Source organism: Akkermansia sp. NBRC 115031 (assembly GCF_030268505.1).
In the GTDB taxonomy this organism is placed as follows: Bacteria; Verrucomicrobiota; Verrucomicrobiia; order Verrucomicrobiales; family Akkermansiaceae; genus Akkermansia; species Akkermansia massiliensis.
This window is the reverse complement of record NZ_BSQU01000005.1, coordinates 112,921-133,205: the sequence shown is the minus strand read 5'-3', so window position 1 is coordinate 133,205 and position 20,285 is coordinate 112,921. Positions and strand designations below refer to the sequence as shown.

Annotated in this window: 14 protein-coding genes and 1 tRNA gene; 5 read left to right on the top strand and 10 right to left on the bottom strand. The window is 58.9% G+C overall.

Features of this window, described 5'->3' with window-relative positions; all coding sequences use genetic code 11:
* Nucleotides 1-376 precede the first annotated feature (376 nt).
* From QSJ36_RS08165 to QSJ36_RS08145, 5 genes are all read right to left on the bottom strand, one after another.
* Nucleotides 377-1,531, bottom strand: a complete 1,155-nt coding sequence (locus tag QSJ36_RS08165) for an acyltransferase (protein WP_102722438.1) — start codon at nucleotides 1,529-1,531, stop codon at nucleotides 377-379.
* A gap of 511 nt (nucleotides 1,532-2,042) precedes the next feature.
* Nucleotides 2,043-5,624, bottom strand: a complete 3,582-nt coding sequence (locus tag QSJ36_RS08160; RefSeq protein ID WP_022395958.1) for a bifunctional proline dehydrogenase/L-glutamate gamma-semialdehyde dehydrogenase — start codon at nucleotides 5,622-5,624, stop codon at nucleotides 2,043-2,045.
* 159 nt (nucleotides 5,625-5,783) lie between these two features.
* Entirely contained in the window at nucleotides 5,784-6,773 is a 990-nt protein-coding gene (locus tag QSJ36_RS08155; RefSeq protein ID WP_285468117.1) for a hypothetical protein, read from the bottom strand.
* A gap of 14 nt (nucleotides 6,774-6,787) precedes the next feature.
* Nucleotides 6,788-7,237, bottom strand: a complete 450-nt coding sequence (locus tag QSJ36_RS08150; RefSeq protein ID WP_022395960.1) for a R3H domain-containing nucleic acid-binding protein — start codon at nucleotides 7,235-7,237, stop codon at nucleotides 6,788-6,790.
* A gap of 240 nt (nucleotides 7,238-7,477) precedes the next feature.
* A complete protein-coding gene (locus tag QSJ36_RS08145) occupies nucleotides 7,478-8,113 on the bottom strand; it encodes a hypothetical protein (protein ID WP_250714985.1) in 636 nt (211 codons plus the stop codon).
* A 191-nt stretch (nucleotides 8,114-8,304) separates the two neighbouring features.
* Between QSJ36_RS08145 and katE the strand changes: the two genes are divergently transcribed.
* The 5 genes from katE (at nucleotide 8,305) to QSJ36_RS08120 (ending at nucleotide 13,083) form a co-directional block, all read left to right on the top strand.
* Nucleotides 8,305-10,560 carry a catalase HPII gene (gene katE / locus QSJ36_RS08140; protein ID WP_345783932.1) on the top strand — a complete coding sequence of 752 codons (2,256 nt, stop codon included), beginning with the start codon at nucleotides 8,305-8,307 and terminating at the stop codon, nucleotides 10,558-10,560.
* A gap of 517 nt (nucleotides 10,561-11,077) precedes the next feature.
* Complete coding sequence (locus QSJ36_RS08135) at nucleotides 11,078-12,220, top strand: hypothetical protein (RefSeq protein WP_102722441.1); 1,143 nt, start codon at nucleotides 11,078-11,080, stop codon at nucleotides 12,218-12,220.
* A 56-nt stretch (nucleotides 12,221-12,276) separates the two neighbouring features.
* Nucleotides 12,277-12,624, top strand: a complete 348-nt coding sequence (locus QSJ36_RS08130) for a hypothetical protein (RefSeq protein ID WP_285468110.1) — start codon at nucleotides 12,277-12,279, stop codon at nucleotides 12,622-12,624.
* 4 nt (nucleotides 12,625-12,628) lie between these two features.
* Nucleotides 12,629-12,892 carry a hypothetical protein gene (locus QSJ36_RS08125; protein ID WP_285468109.1) on the top strand — a complete coding sequence of 88 codons (264 nt, stop codon included), beginning with the start codon at nucleotides 12,629-12,631 and terminating at the stop codon, nucleotides 12,890-12,892.
* Between the two features lie 2 nt (nucleotides 12,893-12,894).
* On the top strand, nucleotides 12,895-13,083 hold the full coding sequence (locus QSJ36_RS08120) for a hypothetical protein (RefSeq protein WP_022397296.1): 189 nt from the start codon (nucleotides 12,895-12,897) through the stop codon (nucleotides 13,081-13,083).
* Between the two features lie 93 nt (nucleotides 13,084-13,176).
* Here QSJ36_RS08120 and QSJ36_RS08115 read toward each other — a convergent pair.
* The 5 genes from QSJ36_RS08115 to QSJ36_RS08095 form a co-directional block, all read right to left on the bottom strand.
* Nucleotides 13,177-13,251: transfer RNA gene (locus QSJ36_RS08115), tRNA-Val, on the bottom strand.
* A 74-nt stretch (nucleotides 13,252-13,325) separates the two neighbouring features.
* Nucleotides 13,326-16,016, bottom strand: coding sequence for a cytochrome c biogenesis protein CcsA (gene ccsA / locus QSJ36_RS08110; RefSeq protein ID WP_285468106.1), 2,691 nt, complete (start codon nucleotides 16,014-16,016; stop codon nucleotides 13,326-13,328).
* A 50-nt stretch (nucleotides 16,017-16,066) separates the two neighbouring features.
* On the bottom strand, nucleotides 16,067-16,642 hold the full coding sequence (rbr, locus tag QSJ36_RS08105) for a rubrerythrin (protein WP_022397298.1): 576 nt from the start codon (nucleotides 16,640-16,642) through the stop codon (nucleotides 16,067-16,069).
* 84 nt (nucleotides 16,643-16,726) lie between these two features.
* Nucleotides 16,727-17,353 carry a hypothetical protein gene (locus QSJ36_RS08100; protein ID WP_102722445.1) on the bottom strand — a complete coding sequence of 209 codons (627 nt, stop codon included), beginning with the start codon at nucleotides 17,351-17,353 and terminating at the stop codon, nucleotides 16,727-16,729.
* A gap of 23 nt (nucleotides 17,354-17,376) precedes the next feature.
* The gene (locus QSJ36_RS08095; RefSeq protein ID WP_285468105.1) at nucleotides 17,377-19,902 is read right to left on the bottom strand and encodes a DNA translocase FtsK; all 2,526 of its coding nucleotides are present in this window, start codon (nucleotides 19,900-19,902) and stop codon (nucleotides 17,377-17,379) included.
* Between the last annotated feature and the right edge of the window lie 383 nt (nucleotides 19,903-20,285).

Here is a 20,285-nt window from a genome sequence, read left to right as displayed (position 1 = left end):
GTATCAACAGCGCAACGGGTGTTTTGCGCCAACCTCCCATGGAGGCACACGTATTCCAGGCCGTAAAAAAGAGATGATAGTTGTCAAGATTAGAACCCCAACGGATTACGTAAATCGCCGGTGTCCCGGGAATTTTCTGTGAGCTTGGGGTTGGCGGAAGGGAGACCGGGAGACGCGCTTTTCATGCGTTAAAAAGCCCACATCTCCGGCAACCAGGGCCTGTGCACGATGCAGGAATATCCTAGCCTGTTCCCTCTTTCCCGTCCAGAATTTTGCAGGCCCCTCCCCGGAAACCGCCTTATTCTCTTTTCCACAAAAGAAAAGGCGCCCCGGGACTGCCGTGGTCCTGAAGCGCCCTGCGGAAAATATCCGCGGTTTACATAATGCTTTTGCGCGTCCACCTGTTCAGGCTCAACAGCCATACCAGCGCCAGGGAGACGGCGGAGGCCAGGCAGGCCAGCAACGGTATTTTCACGGCGGCGGGGAGCCCCCCCATTCCAATGAAGTTCACGAAGTCATAGGAACACTGGACAAAGAAGAAGTGGCACAGGTACACGCCGAAGGTGAGCGCCGCCACCTTGCCCAGCACCGGGCCGGGCTTGATCCTGAGCCTGCTGACGATGGCAAAGATGGCAAAGGTCATCAGGAAGACGTTGATGCCGGAGAAGTACCAGAGTACCTCAAGCTTGGAATATTGGCCGGGGAAGTGCTTCTGCGTTTCCAGGAAGCCGAAGAACGTGACGGCAAAGCCGACCAGGAAGAGGGGAACAGTGATGGCGAGCATCTTTTTCCAGCTCCAGGCCAGCGGGTATTTGGCCAGGTAATGGGCCAGCACCATGTACCCCAGGAAGCCGGCAAAGTTATAGAACATGCCGTACGGGTTCCAGTCGCAAACGCCCAGAATGCCCATGTTGCCGTAATTGCCTTCATAGCCCAGCGCCGGGGCAAGCATCTGGAGGTAGGGGAGAATCATGCTGAATATCCAGATGCCCAGGAAGATTTTCACATCCTTCCTTTTGGCCTGCGTCAGCCACGCGCTCATGATGGGCATGAAGAGGTAGAGACCCACCAGCATGTATACGTACCACAGGGGCGTGGTGTCATAGTTGAAGTTGAAGAGAAAGGTGTAAAGCTTGCCGACGGTGGCGCTCCAGGTGTAGTTGTCCATCACGATGTTGGGGCTGGCCGTATGCACGCCCGCGGCAAAGTAGCCGAAGTAGAGCAAGGGAAGCACCAGGGACCAGACGACGAGCGGAATCAGCACCCTTTTGAGGCGCTTGGAGTAAAAAGCGCCCATTTCCATGGTGACGGGAAAGAGCAGCACGCCGGAGATCATGGCGAACAGCGGCACGCACGGCCGCACCAGACTGCCCCAGAAGACGGCGGATTTAAAGTTGAAGGTGCCGTCAAAACTGCCTACGAACGGATCGCAGCAATGGGCCACTACAACGAGAAAACAGGCCAGGATGCGCAGGAAGTCAACCCAGGCGATGTGGGTGCCGTGGGAGGTCAGTGGTTGGTTGGTGCTCATGGATGTGTGGTAGGGAAAATTGCCGCATCGTCGCGGACGTTCCAGGAAATATACCCGTTTCCCGGAAACGTTCTATCACAAAATGGGGAAAAGAAACAAAAGCGCCCAGGAACAGGCCTACGAGAGCGGAAGAAAGCCCGGGAAGAAGCTAAAAACAGCGGCAAGCCAGTCAGAAGAGGCCGCGTTTCCTGTGGATTTCAACTTTTTTGCCGCCCGAAGGGCGCAATAAACGCCGCAGGCCCTCTTCCGTGCTACTTTAACTTTTCACCGTTTGCCGGAGGGAATTTCTTGTATCCGGCAGAGTTTATCTTTTACCCAACCGGGTAAGCCCGGTTTTCCCGCCCTTGCAAGAAAAATCCCTCCGCAGGGCTTCGGCGGCAGTTCATCCAATGAAGGCCGCCCGGCCTTCATTCCCAGGAGGGCGTTTTCCGTTTGGACTGCGGGGGCATTTTCCTGCGCTGTCTTTATACTCATAATCACGCCGCCTGGGAGCCAGGGTTCAAGGCTCCCCTCACGCCCCGGCCGTCTTGAAACTGCCCGGAGGCGGGATGATGTTGCCGTAGCGGTGAACGGTTTCGGAAACGGCTTGTTCCCGAAAATAGCCCAGCAGTTCCAGGCGTCCGTTGGCAAGCACGGGCCGATCCAGCACTTCCACATCCCGGGCGCGTGCGGCATTCGCCAGAGCCTCGGAGATGCCCGTTCCACGCAGGAATTTCACGCCCTGGGCTGCCTCCGGCATCCGGTCGATGAGTTCGGCTTCCGTCTCCACCGTCAGGGACGCATAGTAACCGTTCATTTTCTGAATCCAGGGATGGCCTTCCTCCACGCTCAGGTGCAGGGCTGCTCCGCACAGTTTCGCGCCCAGCAGCAGGATGGCGGCGTCAGCGTCAGACATGTTTTCCACACGGGCCAGTATCCCCTTCACGGGTACGTAACGGAATGTGTTGTTTTCCCCGTAGATATGGGAAGGGTCATGCTCCACGCCGAATTCCTCCATCCACCACTTGGCCTGGGAACCGGCCGCGGAACGGATGCGCTTGGCGCAGTCCGGCAGTTCGGAGCACAGCTTTTCCACCAGCCCGGTGATGCGTTCCCCCGGCGTGCGCAGTTTCTGCGGGAGCGCCTTTTCCTCCCAGCTTCCCAGCATGGTGAGGTAGTTGGGGCCGCCGGCCTTGGAGCCGGGCCCCATGGAGGAGTGGTTCCACCCGCCGAACGGCTGGCGGCGCACGATGGCGCCGGTGATGACGCGGTTGATGTACGCATTGCCCACCTGCACCTTGCTTTTCCACAGGGCGATTTCCCGTTCATCCAGGGACTGAAGTCCCCCGGTGAGGCCGAATTCGGAGTCGTTCTGGATGTCAATGGCTTCCTCCAGGTTTTCCGCACGGATGATGCCCAGCACCGGGCCGAAGCATTCCGTCTGATGGAACCAGCTTCCAGGCTTCACGCCCAACCGGATGCCGGGCGACCAGAGGCACGGGTTGTCTTCCGAGGGTTCCGGCTTGAGCAGCCATTCCTCCCCGGGTTCCAGTTGCGTGAGCGCCCGGAGCAGGTCGCCTTCCGGTTCCTTGATGAGCGGCGTCACCACGGAGCTGACCTCCCAGGAGCCCCCCACCTTCAGGCTGGCTGCGGCATCCTTCAACTGGCGCAAGAAGGCCGGGTTGTCATAGACGGAGGCCTCCACAATAGCCACGCTGGCGGCGGAGCATTTCTGCCCGGAATGGCCGAAGGCGCTTTTTACCAAATCTTTCACGGCCTGGTCCGGGTCCGCCGTGGCGGTGATGACCATGGCGTCCTTCCCGCTGGTTTCAGCCAGCACATGCAGGTCCGGCCGCAGTTCACGCAGCATTTTCCCGGTGCGGTAGGAACCCGTCATGATGATGCCGTTCAGGCGCGGGTCCATCAGGAATTTGTGGGAAATTTCATTGCGCGGCATCGGCACGAATTGAAGCACGCTCTTAGGTACCCCGGCGCGCCAGAACGCCTGGACGATCTGCCAGGCCGTATAAACGGCCAGCTCGGACGGCTTGAACACCACCGTGTTCCCCGCCATCAGCGCGGCGGCCACCCCGCCCGTGGGAATGGCGAATGGGAAGTTCCAGGGAGACATCACGCAAACGGTACCCAGCGGGGTCATTTCCACGCCGTCGTTCATGCCGTCGCGGTCCAGCCCTTCCGCATAATAGCGGCAGAAGTCTATGGCCTCACTCACTTCCACGTCCGCCTCCGTGGGCACCTTTCCGGCGTCCCTCACCATGGCTGCAATGGCCTCCCCCCGGATTCTGGACAGCTCCTGCGCCGCCTGGTGCAGGATTTCAGCGCGTTCGCCAACGCTCTTGGACGCCCAGGAGGCGCGGGCCTTGTCCGCCGTGTCCAGCGCGTGTTCAATCTGGTCAAAGTCCGCATACGCGAATTTGTAGGAGACTTCATTGTGGCGGGACGGGTCGCGCCCCACGCCCCACAGGTTGGTCGTGATTTCCTCACCGTTGATGACCAGGGGAATTTCCTCGCCGGATTTTTCCTTTTCCGCGGCAATCAGGCCGTTGATCCATTCCGCATTCTGCCGCAGGGACCAGTCCGTATCACGCTCATTGGCAAAGGCGTCCCGGTAATGCGTGGGTTGCACGGGGTCCGTAGCGCGGTTCTGCGTACGGTTGGGGCCGTATTTCACGTCGTCTTTCTCCTGGCAGGCTTTTAAGAACCGCTTTTTCTGCGCCTCCCAGCTCCGGGAGCCCGGCGTCATGCCGAAGAGGTCATGCAGGAAGTTTTCCTCACTGGTGTTTTCATCCAGCCGCCGCACCAGGTAGGCAATCGCGCTGTGGAAGTCTTCCTTCAGCACCACAGGGGCATACAGCAGCAGGCCGTCCGCCGCCTGGCGGATGACGCGCGCCTGATGGTTCGCCATCCCCTCCAGCATTTCAAATTCCACATGGTCCCGGACGCCTTCCCGCTCACGCAGCAGCATGGCATAACACAAGTCAAACAGGTTGTGGGAGGCAACGCCGAACTGCACATATCTGGCGTTCTCCGGCATGCAGCCGTAATGGAGCATTCTCTTGTAGTTGGCGTCCACCTGGGCCTTCGTGCCGTATGGGGCCTGCGCCCAGTCATGCATGGAGGCCTCCACTTTCTCCATCGCCAGGTTGGCGCCTTTCACCAGGCGTATCTTGATGCGCGCGCCGCCCTTCTCCACCCGCTCCTTCGCCCAGGCGCACAGCTTCATTTGTTCCTCCCAGGAGTCCGGCAAATAAGCCTGGAGCACAATCCCGGCTTCCATCTGCATGAATTCATCCTCCATCAGCGTGCGCTTGAACGCTTCCGCCGTCAGGTGGAGGTCACGGTATTCCTCCATGTCCAGATTCACGAATTTGGGTCTTTTGGAGCCGTCCGGCAGTGTCACCGCATTCGTGATGGCCGCCCGGTACAGGATGCGCAGGCGCTCCTGAATCAGCTGCACGGTTTCTTCAAAGGCCACCAGATGAATCTGGCTGAAAATGGCTGAAATCTTGACGGAAATATAGTCGCAGTCCTTGTCCGCCAGGCGGTCCACGACCTGCTGGAGGCGGTGGTGGGCCTCGCTTTCACCCAGAATGGCCTCTCCCAGCTGGTTGATGTTCATCCGGATGCCGGCCTTGCGCCTGCGGCGCAGGTGGGAGCGCAGTTTTCCATCCTCCGCCGGAAGAATCACGTTGGAGCTCTCCTTCCGCAACTGGCTGGTAATCATGGGCATCACTACGCCGGGAAATTGTACGGAGAATTTGTCCCCCAGCTTCATGGCGAACCGGTCCGCGGCAGACAAATAACGGGGAATACCGTAGCCGTCCAGCAGGTAGCGGAACAGCTCCGCGCCCCGCGCCGGCGAGGAAGGGCGGAACACGCGGTCCGCCAGCGCCAGCGTAAAGGCCTTGCCCGCAGGGTCGTTCATCATGCGCTCCATCTGCTCCGCCTGCTTTTTCTCCTTCCTGCGCATCCCGGCATTCGACTGTTTCAGAATGGATTCCGCCAGTTCCACAGCCTTGGCGGCCAGTTGCTGGTCAGTCCATTTGTCACGGCGCGCCGCCGCCATCATGTCCGGGATGGATGAATCTGTCATAACGGTCCGAAGACTAGCCCCGGACAGGGGCAAAATCAAGCCAATTTGCCGGGCCCTTCCTGTGGAGAAGGGAATCACGAAGAAAAAACGCGTCCCTTGATTCCGTGACGGCAACCGGGAAGCCTTCCTGTCCGTTTCCGGAAGCTCCGGAAAACCGCATCAATCATACCGCGCGGCAGCCAGGCGAGCCCTCCTCAGCTCTTCCCGGAGCTGGTGCGCGCGCCTGCCGCAAACGCTGGCGCGGTCCATGTCCCGCACTTCCTCCAGAACGGCAACCGCCCGGTTGAAAGCCTCCTCACTCTCCGCCGTGTGGGCGTCCCGGTACAGCGCTTCTTCCAGCCGGACCCAGAGGGGATGCACCATGGAGAGCAGGATCAACTGGCGTTCTTCCACGGGAAGGGAGGGATCATCCGCCCTTTTCCGCCACGCTTCCAGGCATTTCCGGATGGAAGGGGCATCACAGGCCTGGAAGGATTCGCAGAGGAGCGCCGCCGTTTCCCGGTTTTTCTCCAGGCGGCGGGCTGCCGCGCGGGCGTTCAGAAAGGCCGGAACCGTGCAATTCAGTTTTTCCAGGCGTTTCATCGTTCCCGGATAATCCCGGAACCAGGCTTCCGCCGGCACCGGTTCCAACGCCCGGCAAATGGCGGCGGCCTCCTCCGCAGGGTCTCCACCCTTCGGAACGTCATTCACCAAAGTCACCGGGCGCACGCGCCGGGCCTTATCCGCCAGCAGGGCCGCCTTTTCCCGCAGGGATGCGGCCTGCGCTCCCCCTTCCACCAAGTCAAATACACGTCCCCTGGAATCAAGCAAAACCACCGCAGGCAGCACGCGCACGCCATGCTCCGCAGCACGGAACAGGCTCCCGCCTTCTTCCCAATCTTTCACGGAGGGACGTTTGGGCACTGTGACAAACTGCACGTCACGGACATGTTCATCCAGCGCACGGCGTTCTTCCGTTCCTGGACGGAGCGCCTTCAGCCAGCGGGCTTCCGCCGCGCCGGGTTCCGCGGAACCGTACACCACCAGCACGGGAGGCGGCGGAGAAGGAGCCGCGGCGCAGGAAGCGGGGGAATCCTCCGCTTCCGCACGGCCCGGAACCGCCGTCACCAGCGCCAGGCAAACAGACGCAATAACCGCTGCAACCTTCATGAAAACTGCCGGCTTCAGGCGCGCCGGATGGTAATGCGCTTGTAACGGCCGTCGCCTTCCTCGGATTCCGTCGCAATGCCTTCCATGGATTGAAGGGCATTGTGCACCAGGCGGCGGTGGTAGGCGTTCAGCGGCTGCATCTTCATCGGCTTGCCGCTCTCCTGCACGCGTTCGGCCAGGGAACGGGCCTTTTCCAGCAGGCGGGCCTCGTTGCGTTCCCGGTAGTGGTCGCAATCCACCTTCACGCGGGGTGCATCCTCCATCTTGCGCTGGATCATGCGGTTGACCAGGTACTGGAGGTCGTCCAGCCTGTCCCCGTCTCCCCCGATGATGTACTGGGAATCCGGGGAGGAAATATTCAGGCACACGATGCCGTCCGCCTCCGTTACTTCAATATCCGCGGAAAAACCCAGGGAGGCCAGAAGGCTCTTCAAACTCTGTTCAGCTATTTCTTGCACCGTCATCACTTTAATTCAATAGGAAAATGGTTCCATACCGGAAAAGCCGCTCCGCGCCATAACGGCATGAGCCTTTTTTCCAATACCCGATTGACATAAAAATCATAACCTATTTATTCCCCGCGTCTATGAAAATTTGTGGAAGTTCCGTCCCATTTCATGTACGCAGCGTACCCCCGTCCCGCTGCGCCGGAAACGCCGCTGCGCTGCTCCCTCCTATTCCGGCTTCCCCTGCTCCGCTCCTGTTTATTCCACCTCCTTCATTCCGTCCGCCCCCTGTTCCAGACGGTATTTTTTCACGGATGCCGGAATCTTTCCTCCTTCCGGATAAGTCTTTACCACCACCGTTCCGTCATCCTCCAGCCTGACGGTTCCCATTCCCGTGCGGCAGCAGCCCACCTGCTTCAGCATGGCAGAGGCGGAGATGCAGCTCTTATCGTCGGAGACATTCGGTTCTTGGGAAATGCGAAAAATGCGCATATATGAAGCTCCTGCTCCCGCTTCATGAACCAGAACCAGTTCAGGAATGCCGTCCCTGTCCAGGTCCGCCAGCCTCATGCACGGTTCCCCTGCGGGAGAACCGGCAAAGATTCCCACAATATGGGGCTGGTCCCCGTCTTCCCCGCAGAAATTCATTTCCGCCACCAGATAAATGGAATCTTCACCCGAGCCATGGGAGCGGTCGGCATAGAGATGCACGCGGCTAATCATGCCGTAGGGAATATCCGGATTTTTCGGCACTGAGAGGCTCTCCACCGGTTCCAGATGCAGGGAACGCGGAGGCTTCCCGAACGCCGTCCGCGTGTCCACGGCTACATCCCCGCGGTCTTCCGCCTGCTGCCCTGCTGCGAATGAAGCATGGACCACAGGCAGAAAAGCCATGCCAATCAAACAAGCCTTTTCCATAGATGCCATTCTCTATCATATAAACGTTTCAAGTCGAGTTCTTTTCAACGAATCTCCATCATCCCTGAACGGAGGCTGCTGACAAAACATGACAGAACATCACCGGAAAAAGAGAAGTCGAACCCTTACCCGTATAGAAGAAATTCGGTCCCATCATGAACAAGCAAATGAAAAAAAAGACGCCGCCCATGGAAGACAGCCTCGCTCCTTTCACCGACGGAAAGGAAGCGGAACCCCATTACACGGATACGATTGATCCGGAGCTGATCAAGCCCACTCCGAAGCCTACGCCGCCCAATGCGGAACCCTCCGCTCCCGGCTCCATGAAAATGCCGGACAATACCACGGAAAAAATCAAGGATCTGGACACCATGCGCTCCAACGGCATGGACCAGCCGCTCACAAGCAACCTGGGAGTTAAAATAGCCAATGACCAAAATACACTTAAAGCCGGAAGCAGAGGCCCCTCTCTGCTTGAAGACTTCCACTTTCTGGAAAAAATGGCTCATTTTGACCAGGAGCGGATACCGGAACGCGTGGTTCACGCAAGAGGTTCCGGGGCACATGGCTATTTTCAGGTATACAAGTCCCTTTCCAAGTACACCAAGGCGGGCTTTCTGCAGGATCCGGGAGAAAAGACCCCGGTCTTTGTGCGTTTTTCCAACGTGCAGGGCTTCCGAGGATCTCCGGATACGGTGAGGGACATCCGCGGCTTCGCCACCAAGTTCTATACCAAGGAAGGCAACTATGACCTGGTGGGCAACGACACGCCCGTCTTTTTCATTCAGGACGCCATCAAATTCCCGGATTTCGTCCATGCCGTCAAGCCGGAGCCCCACAATGAAATGCCTCAGGGGCAGACGGCCCACGACTCCTTCTGGGATTATGTTTCCCTCCAGCCTGAAACCCTGCACAACGTCATGTGGCTCATGTCCGACCGCGGCATTCCCCGGAGTTACCGGACCATTGAAGGCTTCGGCATTCACACGTACAAGCTGGTCAATGAAGAAGGGAAAAGCACCTTCGTCCGCTTCCACTGGAAACCGGCGTATGGTAAAAAATCCCTGATCTGGGATGAGTCCCAGGCGTTGACAGGACGCGATCCGGACTTCCACCGCAAGGATCTCTGGCAATCTATTGAAGCCGGGGATTATCCGGAATTCGAACTCGGTTTGCAGCTCATTCCGGAAGAGGACGCAGACAAATTCGACTTCGATATTCTGGACGCCACCAAGCTCATTCCGGAAGCGCTGGTTCCCGTGGAAATCGTCGGCAAGATGGTGCTGGACCGCAACCCGGACAACTTCTTTGCGGAAACGGAACAGGTCGCCTTCTGCCCCGCCAACATCGTGCCGGGCATCGATTTTTCCGACGACCCGCTGCTTCAGGGCCGCATCTTCTCCTACAGCGACACCCAGCGGCACCGCCTGGGCGGAGCCAACTTTACGGAAATCCCCATCAACCGGCCCGTCTGCCCCTTCCACAATAACCAGAGGGACGGCTTCCACCGCATGCAGATAGACACCGCTCCGGCCAACTACGATCCCAACTCCATCGGGGACAACTGGCCGCGTGAAACGCCCCCGGAAGAAGGCGGTTTCTCCACCGCCCCCCAGCCGGTGAGCGGCGTCAAGGAACGCCTCAGGAGCCCCTCCTTCGCGGAATACTATGCCCAGCCCCGCCTGTTCTGGATGAGCCAGACTCCCGTGGAGCAAAGACACATCATTGACGCCTTCAGCTTTGAAGTAGGCAAGGTGACGCGCCCGTACATCCGGGAACGGGTGGTGGACCTGCTGACGCGCATTGACCCAAACCTGGCAGCCGGAGTAGCTAAAAACCTGGGCATTGAACTCACGGAGGAACAGCTTAGCCGGGAACTGCCCAAACCGGTCTGCGGCCTGGAAAAAGACCCGGCGCTGAGCCTGTACGCCAACCCGGACGGCAACCTCAAGGGCATGCGCGTCTCCCTGCTGGCGGCGGACGGCGTCAGCCTGAAATCCGTGGAGGAAATCTGCAGCGCCCTGCACAAGGAAGGCGTGCACCCCCAAATTCTTGCCCCGCACATGGGAAGCGTGAATACAGAGGAAGGGAAAGACCTGCTTGTGGACGGCACCCTGTCCGGCAACCCCTCCGTCGTGTTTGACGCCGTCATCGTGCCGGAAGGAGAGCAGAGCATTAAAACGCTCCTGATGAACGGAGACGCCAAGTACCACCTGCGCCAGGCATACCGGCACCTGAAGGCCATCGGCCTGCCCGGCGACGCCAGTGAAATGCTGGAAGCAACGGACCTGCCCCGGGATATGGACGACGCCGGGCTGCTCACGCCGAAAGACACCAAGGCCCTGATGAAACCTTTCATCACGGCCATGAAACAACACCGCGTCTGGGCCCGCGAACCCAAGGCGCTGGATTTCGGCGCCTGATTCATTCCCATTCAGGAACCGATTCAATACATCATTAAACAGGGGCTGCCGCACCGAAAGGTGCGGCAGCTTTTTTATCCATAACGGCAGACGTCCAAATGATGCTCCAGGCAAATTGCGTTGAAAGGGAGAAGCATTAAAAAAGAGAACCCGGAGGAATCAGGCCCGGTAAACCGGGGTACAGCAGCATTCATGCAGTCTTAACGTTCCATGCGGGATGACCTTTCTCCGGGACAGCCGTAGATTTTTTCCGAAGTGGGTTTCAACCGTTTCCATTTTATCCGGGGAATGTAAGGCACTTCAAGCCAGGGCGCCGCTGGATCAAATTTCAGCCCATCCGCAACCGAAGGAAGGGGAGGTTCTCATGAACCCCGTCCAGAGTTGCCCTGACCGTTGAAGAAGCCAGCCCGCATGGAAGGTGCAAGCCTTCCATGCCGGATGAGCCGGAATTCATCATGGATAAGGAGGCGCCAAAGTTGTTCAACTACCTCACTACAACCAATAATAAACAAAAATCATGGATAAAATTACCTCCATCAACGGAATTTTACTGACGGCCCATAATGATTTTTATGAGCATGAAAAAAATAATTCCGTTCACATCACAGAGGATGAACGAACGGCCTGGAACTCCAAGGCTGAAGCATCTGAAGTTAATTCCAAAGTAAGCACGGAAACATTCGATGCCCACAAAGCGGACGCGTCAGTCCATATCACGGAAGAGGAGCGCAACCGATGGAATACCGCTCCCCACTTGGATGAGAGCGGCAATATGACGCTTGCCGGAAGCCTGACGACGGCAGGGACCTACAACGCCAACGGCGGCATCAATATTCCCGTTGATCCTGTCACGGAAACGGACGCGGCGCGAAAACATGAGGTCAGGGTACTTAACGAGATTTCCAATGGAGCCGCTCGGAATTATTTCAATTTTTCCACGCCTCCGTTTGGTAAATTGCTCTCGCCGTTTTCCTGGCTGGCTACCTATTGGCCTAAACCGGCAACGGAAAATGGCTGGGTGGATTTTAATTTCCGATGCGCGCCTTTTGGGCAGGAAAGCGATCGTGGGGGGTCTTATACCGCTGTGACCGGAGTTTTTTTACCACTGACTACCGGTTTGGGATATCAGCGCATGTTCCAGGTTGTCGCTGGCGGATTGTTGAATGTCACGCTTAATGAGGAGTGGTCCGGACCTGACGATTATCCGTTTTCCAGCCCTACGGAAGGTGTATCCATGTGGTGGGATGTTTATTTTGGAGACCAGCTCGCGGACCAGGACAACAAAATTCCCGCGCGCGGGAGGCTTTGCAGATTTAATCACAACACCAAACAGGTAGAGCTGTTGAGCAAGACGGCGCTGCTGCCTGACAATTTCCGGTTGCGGGGGATTGCGATAGGATGGGGAAATGACGGTAATGGGGGTATATGGGTTGTGGGAACCAACGAAAAGACGGCAGGCCGGCTGGAGGCCTACCGCATTTGTGAGAACACATGGCTCACCTCATCCTATCACAATTGTGTCAATATGCAAAATATAAGGCTATTATGTGATAGAGAAGCGCTGGAGGTCGGAGTGGAGCCGTTAAAAACTTACACAGGCCTTTACGGGGAAAAATCCGTAGTGGCGGAATGGTGTGAAATGATGGAAGTTAAATCATGATGAAAGCACAAATACAAATACAATTCCCATTGTTGGGAGAATGGGACAAATTGAACATGACTGCCGTTTTTCCCTCTTCCGGAGGTTTTATAGAGTCCCGCATTTACACGGAGAACGACATTCCTCCTTTTCATGCTCCGGCCCTGGAAGCTGTGGTAGAAGCCCTTGTCTCCATGGGCGCGCCCTGGCAGGTCCAACAGGTGTGGGCTAGAGTGGAGCAGTTCATTTCCAAGGTTCCGGAAGGAGAGCAGGAAAGTCCTATTGAGATGACGGAGGGTGTGGTCCTGACGGTTGACGCCGTCAATGAAAGCGGAGGACACCGGAGATTCACCTCCGTCCATTATCCGGATTTTGTGCTCATGAACTCCGCCGCTGTAGATTTTTTCAAGCATTTTACTAAATAATAGATTGGACATCAACAAACAAGATAATAAAAAAGATAAACAGGCGGAGTCTGGCCGCTGGGGGAGACGGGTCAAATACCTGATGGCGGCAACCATGGCAGCATCGGGCGCCAGTGGATACGTTAGACATTCCGGGGATGCGGGGGCGGAATACACGGCAAGCTGCCATACCGCCGCCCTGCTCCGGGAATCAAGGCATATTCCCTATTCCCGGGCACAGCCGGGAACGGACATGCCGTCCGTTATGCAGCAACATGCAAGCAAGTAATCATGTGCACCAGAACCCGCGCTTACCTGACGCTCCTGAGAGAGTACAAGGCCGAGATTGTCATGATTGTAGGCTTTGCTGCCGCTGCAATCATGTATGCCGACATGCGGACGTTCATCAATGAACAAACCCGCACCCTTACCGAAATTAATTTACGCCTTTCCAATCTCGAACACCAAACTCAAAAATAAATATCGCACCCGACCAAGGCCAGAGTGTATCCGCCTGGTAAACCACCTATAAAAGAAAACCCCGCAAGCCATTAAGCTTGCGGGGTTTATTAATGGTACACGGAGAGGGATTCGAACCCCCGACCAACTGTGTGTAAGACAGCCGCTCTACCACTGAGCTATCCGTGCATGAGGTGGCGGGAATATATACCGGAGAACCCGGACCGGCAAGGAGAAAATGAGAAAAATGCGTCCTTCTCCGCCTACCTGATGTCCACGCGCCGGAGCGCGCGGTAATGCAGGATGACGAAGAGGACGCACAGGACGGCTTCAGACCAGTAGAAAATGTCCAGGGCGTCACGGCCGGAGGTGAAGCCGTAGGAGTGCAGGCCCACGCCCAGCATGTTGACGCCCCACCAAGCAAAGGCGATGATGACGCCGCCCACCACGTTGCTGAAGTGGAGCAGCCAGGGGGACAGCCACCCGGCTTTCCGCGCGTGCAGCACGGTCAATTGCCACAGCACAATCATCAGAGCCCCGTTTTCCTTGGGATCCCAGCCCCAGAAGCGCCCCCAGGATTCATTGCCCCAGATGCCGCCGAAGACCGTTCCCACCAGCGTGAATACCAGGGAGAAGCACAGGATGCCGTAAGCCATGCGGTCCAGGGATTGTTCCGTTTTCCTGCCGATCAGGCGCAGGGGGGAGGCCAGCAGGTACACATGGGAGAGCACCGCCGCCAGCAACCCGGCCGCGTACCCCAGCACAATGGTGATGACATGGGTGGAGAGCAGGAAGTTGGAGCGCAGGATGGCTACCAGGGGGTCCATGTGGTCCACGGCCTGGGAGGATTCGTACAGAATGCCCATCTGGCAGGAGAAGGCCCCCAGCAGAAGCCCCGCCGCCAGCACGATGCCCTTTTTGCTGAACAGCTCCGCCACCAGCGCGCAGAGCACGCCCATGCACGCGATGAAGGCGATGGTTTCATACGTGTTGCCCACCGGGGACCTCATGGTGATGAGCACGCGGATGACCAGGGCCGCCGCCAGCACGCCGGTCCCCGCCGCACCCAGCAGCCACGCAGGGCTGAACCCGCCGGGCCGCAGAAAACGGCGCCAGAGGGGAGCGTTGGCGGCAGGACGGAAGAGGGCGCAGAGCAGCAGGCACACGAACGCCGCCACAAAGACGGCCAGGGAGGCATAGAGCGGGTCCAGGCGGTAGTAGAAGATTTCCCTTTCCAGGCTGTGCCGTTCCCCGGCGGAGGCGGCTTCATTGGGCTGCGCCAGTTTTTCCAGCAGCAGTCCTTCCGCCTTCATCCGCAGTCCGGAGGCTTCCGCGCCTTCCATGCCGATGGCCTTGCGTTCCAGCAGGGAGGCCATTGCCAGAAAGGCTCCGGTGGCTTTGTCCGGGGCAGCCGTCCAGAGACGCTCCCCATTCTGGCCCGCAGAGGGGAACCAGCGGGGGAATTCCATCCGTTCCATGGCGGAGGGGTCTTCCAGCATGATACGGGAGCCGAGCATCCAGCCGCGCACCACGTCAAAGTTGCGGGAAAGGGCCAGGATTTCCTTCTGGGCTTCCGTCAAGTTCGTTTCTCCCAGCAGCCGGATTTCCCGGACGGCGCGGGTCATTTCCTCCCAGTGCTCCGCAATTTGGGCATAGGAGTATTTTTTCCGTTTGTCCGCCTGGTCCGGCAGGTGCAGACGCCTGACTACTTCCTCCCGGTTAACCAGGAAGACGGGATACTGTTCCGCGAATTCCGGGCGGAACATGCAGTCCAGCATCCATTCCACCGGAGAGAGTTTCCTTTTCCCCTCCGGCGTCTCCATGCCAAAGCTTCTTTTGCCCAGCGTCCGGAGCAGATGGAAGCCCGCGTACGTGGAGACGGGCTTCAGGCGGCCGCCGTCCTGGACGGCCATTGCCCCGGCCCGTTCCACCAGGAAGGAGGACCAGGGCACGTAATGCTCCACCCGGACCGGATGAGAGGCAGGCCGGGCCGCCAGCATGCCGACGCCGAAGATTGCCGCCACCAGCACGCAAATGCCTATCAGGCGCAGGCGGCGCTTGCCGCCGGGAGCGGGCGGCTCCAGATGGTCGTCCGCCGCCTCCGCTCCGGCGGGAGGCTGGCCGGGTTTGCGGCGCAGGTACCTTCCGAAGACGCAGGCAAAGTGCCACAGCAGTCCCGCGGCAATGATGTAGGAAGACCATTTGGGCATCTGCTCCAGGGGATTATGGGAAGCGCGGAGGATGGAGATGAGCCTGCCCGGATGCAGGGAGTCCTGCCCCCAGCTCATCTGGTACAGCGTCCAGCCGGAAAGGCGGAGAGGCTCGTTCATGCGGATGACGGCATCATACTGGCCGCCGGATTCCGGAAAGACGGTTACCTGGGATTCATAGGATTTGGGCTTGGAGGTGCCGGGATAAAATTCCGGCACGAAGCGGTTCAGGCGCAGGTCAAACGGCAGGGACTGCTCGTGCACCCGGTCGCCCTGGGGCAGTTCCACCTGGTCCACGGCCACCGTCATTTTATTGCCCAGCATGATGCCGGCCAGCAGCAGCAGAATGCCGCCGTGGGCCACCAGCACGCCCGCGTGCCTCCAGGTCCACCGGACGCGGAACATCCCGCCTATGAACAGGTTGGCAAACAGCAAGGCGCAGGTAATGCCCATGCCGGGCAGCGGCAGGGAAACCAGGGAGTTTTCCCCGCCCAGCGGTATCAGCACATACGGCGCGCCGAAGAAGGATTCTATGGCCGCCTCCGGCCCCATGGAGGAAGACAGCCGCACCTGATGCAGCGTTCCGGCAAACGTCAGCACCAGCAGGATCAGCATCAGGGCGATGCCCAGCCCGTAGCTTCCGGCGAATTTCCAGAGGCTGCGCCCATATTTCATCCACACCGCATCCGTGCGTTTCCAGTCCATCAGCGTAAGGCGTCCGTAAGTAAAAAGAGGGCCGATCACACGATCAGCTCGTGAAACCGGCCCCAATCATGTTTCTGGAGAAAGGACGATTAGAAGTTGTCCGCCAGTTCTTCAAAGAACGCCTGGGGATGCACGCAGGCCGGGCACACCTTGGGGGCGGTGGAGCCGGTGTGCACGTAACCGCAGTTGCGGCACTTCCACTGGATTTCCTTTTCCTTGGCAAATACCTTGCCTTCGCGCACGTTTTCAGCCAGCTTGAGGTAGCGTGCCTCATGGTGCTGTTCCACAGTGGCAATCTGGCGGAAGGTTTCCGCAATGGCGGGGAAGCCTTCACGGTCAGCCACCTCGGCAAACGTGGGGTACATTTCGGACCATTCGTCGCGCTCGCCGGCAGCGGCGGCCAGCAGGCATTCCTCCGTAGATTCCAGGGGGGCCGTGCAAACGGTGTGCGTTACTTCAACGCAGGCGTCCTTCAACAGCTTGAAGAACACCTTGGCATGTTCCTTTTCATTGTCGGCGGTTTCCAGGAAGATGGCGGCAATCTGCTCATAACCGGCTTTCTTGGCCACGCCGGCAAAGTAGGTGTAGCGGTTGCGCGCTTCGGATTCTCCGGCAAAAGCCTTGAGAAGGTTCTTTTCTGTTTCTGTTCCTTTGATGGATTTCATAAATTAGTCATCTGGTTGCGTAAGCGGGATTATCCTAATCCGGGCTTGCCGAAAAACAAGCTTTTATTGAATGAATCTAAAAAATCATTTTCCTGCCGATTTTCCGGAAAAAGCCTCGCGCCACGGGTCATCCAGCTTGCCCGGAACGCTTTCCAGCTCCCGGAGGATTTTCTCCCGCTCACGGGAAATGCGCTCCTGGTCCGCGGGGTCCGGCGCGGGGGCCTCCCCGGGCACCGGCAGCAGCCCGTCCGGCGTTTTGCCGCCGTCCGGGGAAATCGGCGGGGTGACCTCCTTGCCGTCTTCATCCGTCCCCGGTTCCGGATTGTCCGGGTCCGGGTTATCCTTTTTTCCGGAGCTTTCCGGAGCGGCCAGGTTCCGGTACAGGAACACCAGGTCCCCTGCCTCCACGGCTCCGCTGCGTATGTCCGCCGGAATGCGCGCCCGGCCCATACGTTCCTCCGTCACGATCAGGTTCGCGACCCTGCGGTTTTCCTCCCTGCCCGGAGACTGGGAAATGAGCACGGTTCCCGGCTCGTAAACGTTCCCGGCCAGCGCAATGAGCACATAGTTGTGGCTGGGGTACACCTGCTCCACCTTCCCCACGTACACGGGAGGCCGGGCGGTCTTTTTGACGGGCCGCACCTGCTGGGAGCAGGAGGCGCCCAGCAGCGCGAACGCCGCCAGAGCAGGCAGGGAAAGGATTCGTTTCATGGGGAGGGGCTTTTCTCGTCGTTTCATTCCACCAGCACCTTGCGCGGACGGTTGGTATTGTCCGCCGGGGCAATGATGCCGCGGGATTCCAGCAAATCCATCATGCGCGCCGCGCGTCCGTACCCGATGCTCAAACGCCGCTGCAGCAGGGACGTGCTCACCTTGCGCTCAATGACAGCCACTTCCAGGCATTTGGCGTAGCATTCCTCCTCCGCGTCGTCCAGCGGGCTGTCCGCCCCTCCGCGGGAGGGTTCGTCCAGGGATTTCTGAACCTCTTCATGGAATTTCTGCCTGGCCTGGGAGGCGCAGTGGGCTACCAGGGCTTCCACTTCGTCATCGGAAATAAAGGCGCCCTGCGCCCGCTCCACCTGGGCGGAACCCGGCGGCAGGTACAGCAGATCGCCCTTGCCCACCAGTTTTTCCGCGCCCTGCCTGTCCAGAATCACGCGGCTGTCCGTGCCGCTGGCCACCTGGAAGGCGATGCGCGTGGGAATATTGGCCTTGATCGTCCCCGTCACCACCTGCCTTCTGGGCGTCTGCGTCGCCACAATGAGGTGGATGCCCGCGGCGCGGGCTTTCTGGGTCAGGCGGCCGATGTTCGTTTCAATGTCCGCGCCCACCGTCTGCATCAGGTCCGCAAGTTCGTCAATGATGATGACGATGTAGGGGAAGCGTTCAGGGATGACGCCGTCGTCCTCCAGGTCCAGTTCATCATCCTCTTCCGCGGGCCATTCCCCCTGGGATTCCAGGTCACGGGCAATGGATTCCGCCAGGGCTTCATCCACCTCCCCGTCTTCCGGTTCCTCCGCCTCTTCCGCAGGCGCGTCCGGCGGCCGCTTGTTGAAGGCTTCAAAGTTGCGCACGCCCACCTTGGCAAAGCAGTGGTAGCGGTGCTCCATTTCATTCACGCACCAGCGCAGGGCATTGGGCACTTTCTTGGGGTCCGTCACCACCGGCACAATCAGGTGCGGCAGCTTGGAATAAGGCTGCATTTCCACCACCTTCGGGTCCACCAGGATGAGCCTGAGCTCATCCGGCCGGAATTTCAGGAGCATGGAGGAGATAATGCTGTTGATGCACACGGATTTGCCGGACCCGGTGGCCCCGGCCACCAGCAGGTGCGGCATGGATGCCAGGTCCCCGATCACGGTGCGGCCATACACGTCCTTCCCCAGGGCCAGCGGTATTTTCTTCTTGGGGGAGCAGAAGCCGGGGTCCTGCAAGAGTTCCCGCAATGGCACGGCCACCTTGTTGCGGTTGACGATTTCAATGCCCACCGTGTCCTTGCCCGGAATGGGCGCCACGATGTTCACGCTCTCCGCCTTCGTCGCCAGCGCGATGTCCTTCGCATACTGGTCAAAGGTGTTCACGCGCACGCCGCGCGCGGGGTAAACTTCATAGCGGGTGATGGTCGGGCCGCGGGTAATGTCCCCCGGCGTCACGTCCACGCGGAACGTCGTCAGGGTATCAATGATCTTCTGCTGGATTTCCAGCATTTCATCCTTGTCCTCTTCCGTAGGGCCTTCCGGCTTTTCTTCGTAATGCAGCAGCTCAAACGGAGGAAGCTCGTAATCCCGGAATTCCTCCGTAGGCGGCGTGGACAGTTTGGAGAAAGGCTGCTCCCTGGGAGCGGGCTTGATTTCCGCCGGCTTCGCCACGGTAATCCTGGGGCGCGGCGTCAGCGGAAGATGCCCCTGCGTACGCGGTGCGCGGGGGGCGGGAGCGGGGTCTGCGGACCTGCCAGGGGAAGCCGCGGCCACTTCATTATATAAGCCTTCCAGGTCGTCCCCGGTGCGCTGCAGGCGGGGAGAGGATGCCCTGCCCTTTCCGGCCGGCCTGGGGGCGGACAGGGCCGCATCTTCCATGCTGGCCCTTACGCGCGCCGCCTCCCTGGCAAGCTGCGCGGACTGGCGCGCCATTCTTTTCTCCTTCCTGTTCATGCGCCAGGCGCGCCACTCCCGCAGCATGGCGCGGAACAGCGGGCGGGGATGCATTCCCGCGGCATAAACCAGGGCCAGCAGATAGCCCAGCCCGGAAAGAACCAGCACGGCGGACGTGCCGGTCAACGGAAGAAGCAGCCCCGTTCCCAGCAGATGTCCCGCCAGGCCGCCGGCGCCCTGAATCTGGTGGCGCGCCACCCATGCGTCACCCGGCACATGCCCGGCCGTCAGGAACAGGCAGCCGAACAACAGCAGGAAAAGGCCGCCGTACACCACGCTGCGGGGCAGACTTCCACGGTGCAGCAGACGGTAAAGCCCCCACCATTCCAACAGAATGACCAGCATCCAGGCCATGCCGCCCAGCGCCCAATAAAGAATCCCCGCGCCGTACAATCCCGCCACGCCCAGCACATTGGAGGTGCCCGGAATCACCTGACCGGAATCATTTAAATAACTCCAGCCTATTTCCCGCACGTCAAACGTCAGCATGGCCGCAAGCAGCGCAGCCCCGCCCAGCAGGGACACGACGCCCCACGCCATTCCTATCCAAACAGGGGGACGCCCCTCTTCACGCTCAAATGCATGATGCTCCTGCACATCCAATGCCATACCTGCCTTCTATCCTAACAACTCCGCGCCCCCAACTCAAGGCTAAACAAAAGGAGGGGGTCCGGAAGGCCGCAGGTTTCTCCCGATTACGGTGGAAATGACAGATTTCAGGAAGGAAAAACCCGGAAGAGCCTCCTTTCCGGACTCCACCGAACAGCGTCATGCATAGTCCTTCCCTTACCTGCGCAAACGGCTTCATTCCCCTTCAAACCAACACAAATACAGCAATAACCAATTCAACCTTCCTATCTTATTGATTACACTAATTCAACCATATTTCTATTATAAAAAGACATGTTATTCAATACTTGGGCACCTGTAATAAAATATCCAGCGGATTGCAAATCCTATCAAAATAATAGGGTACGATAAATTCCATCATA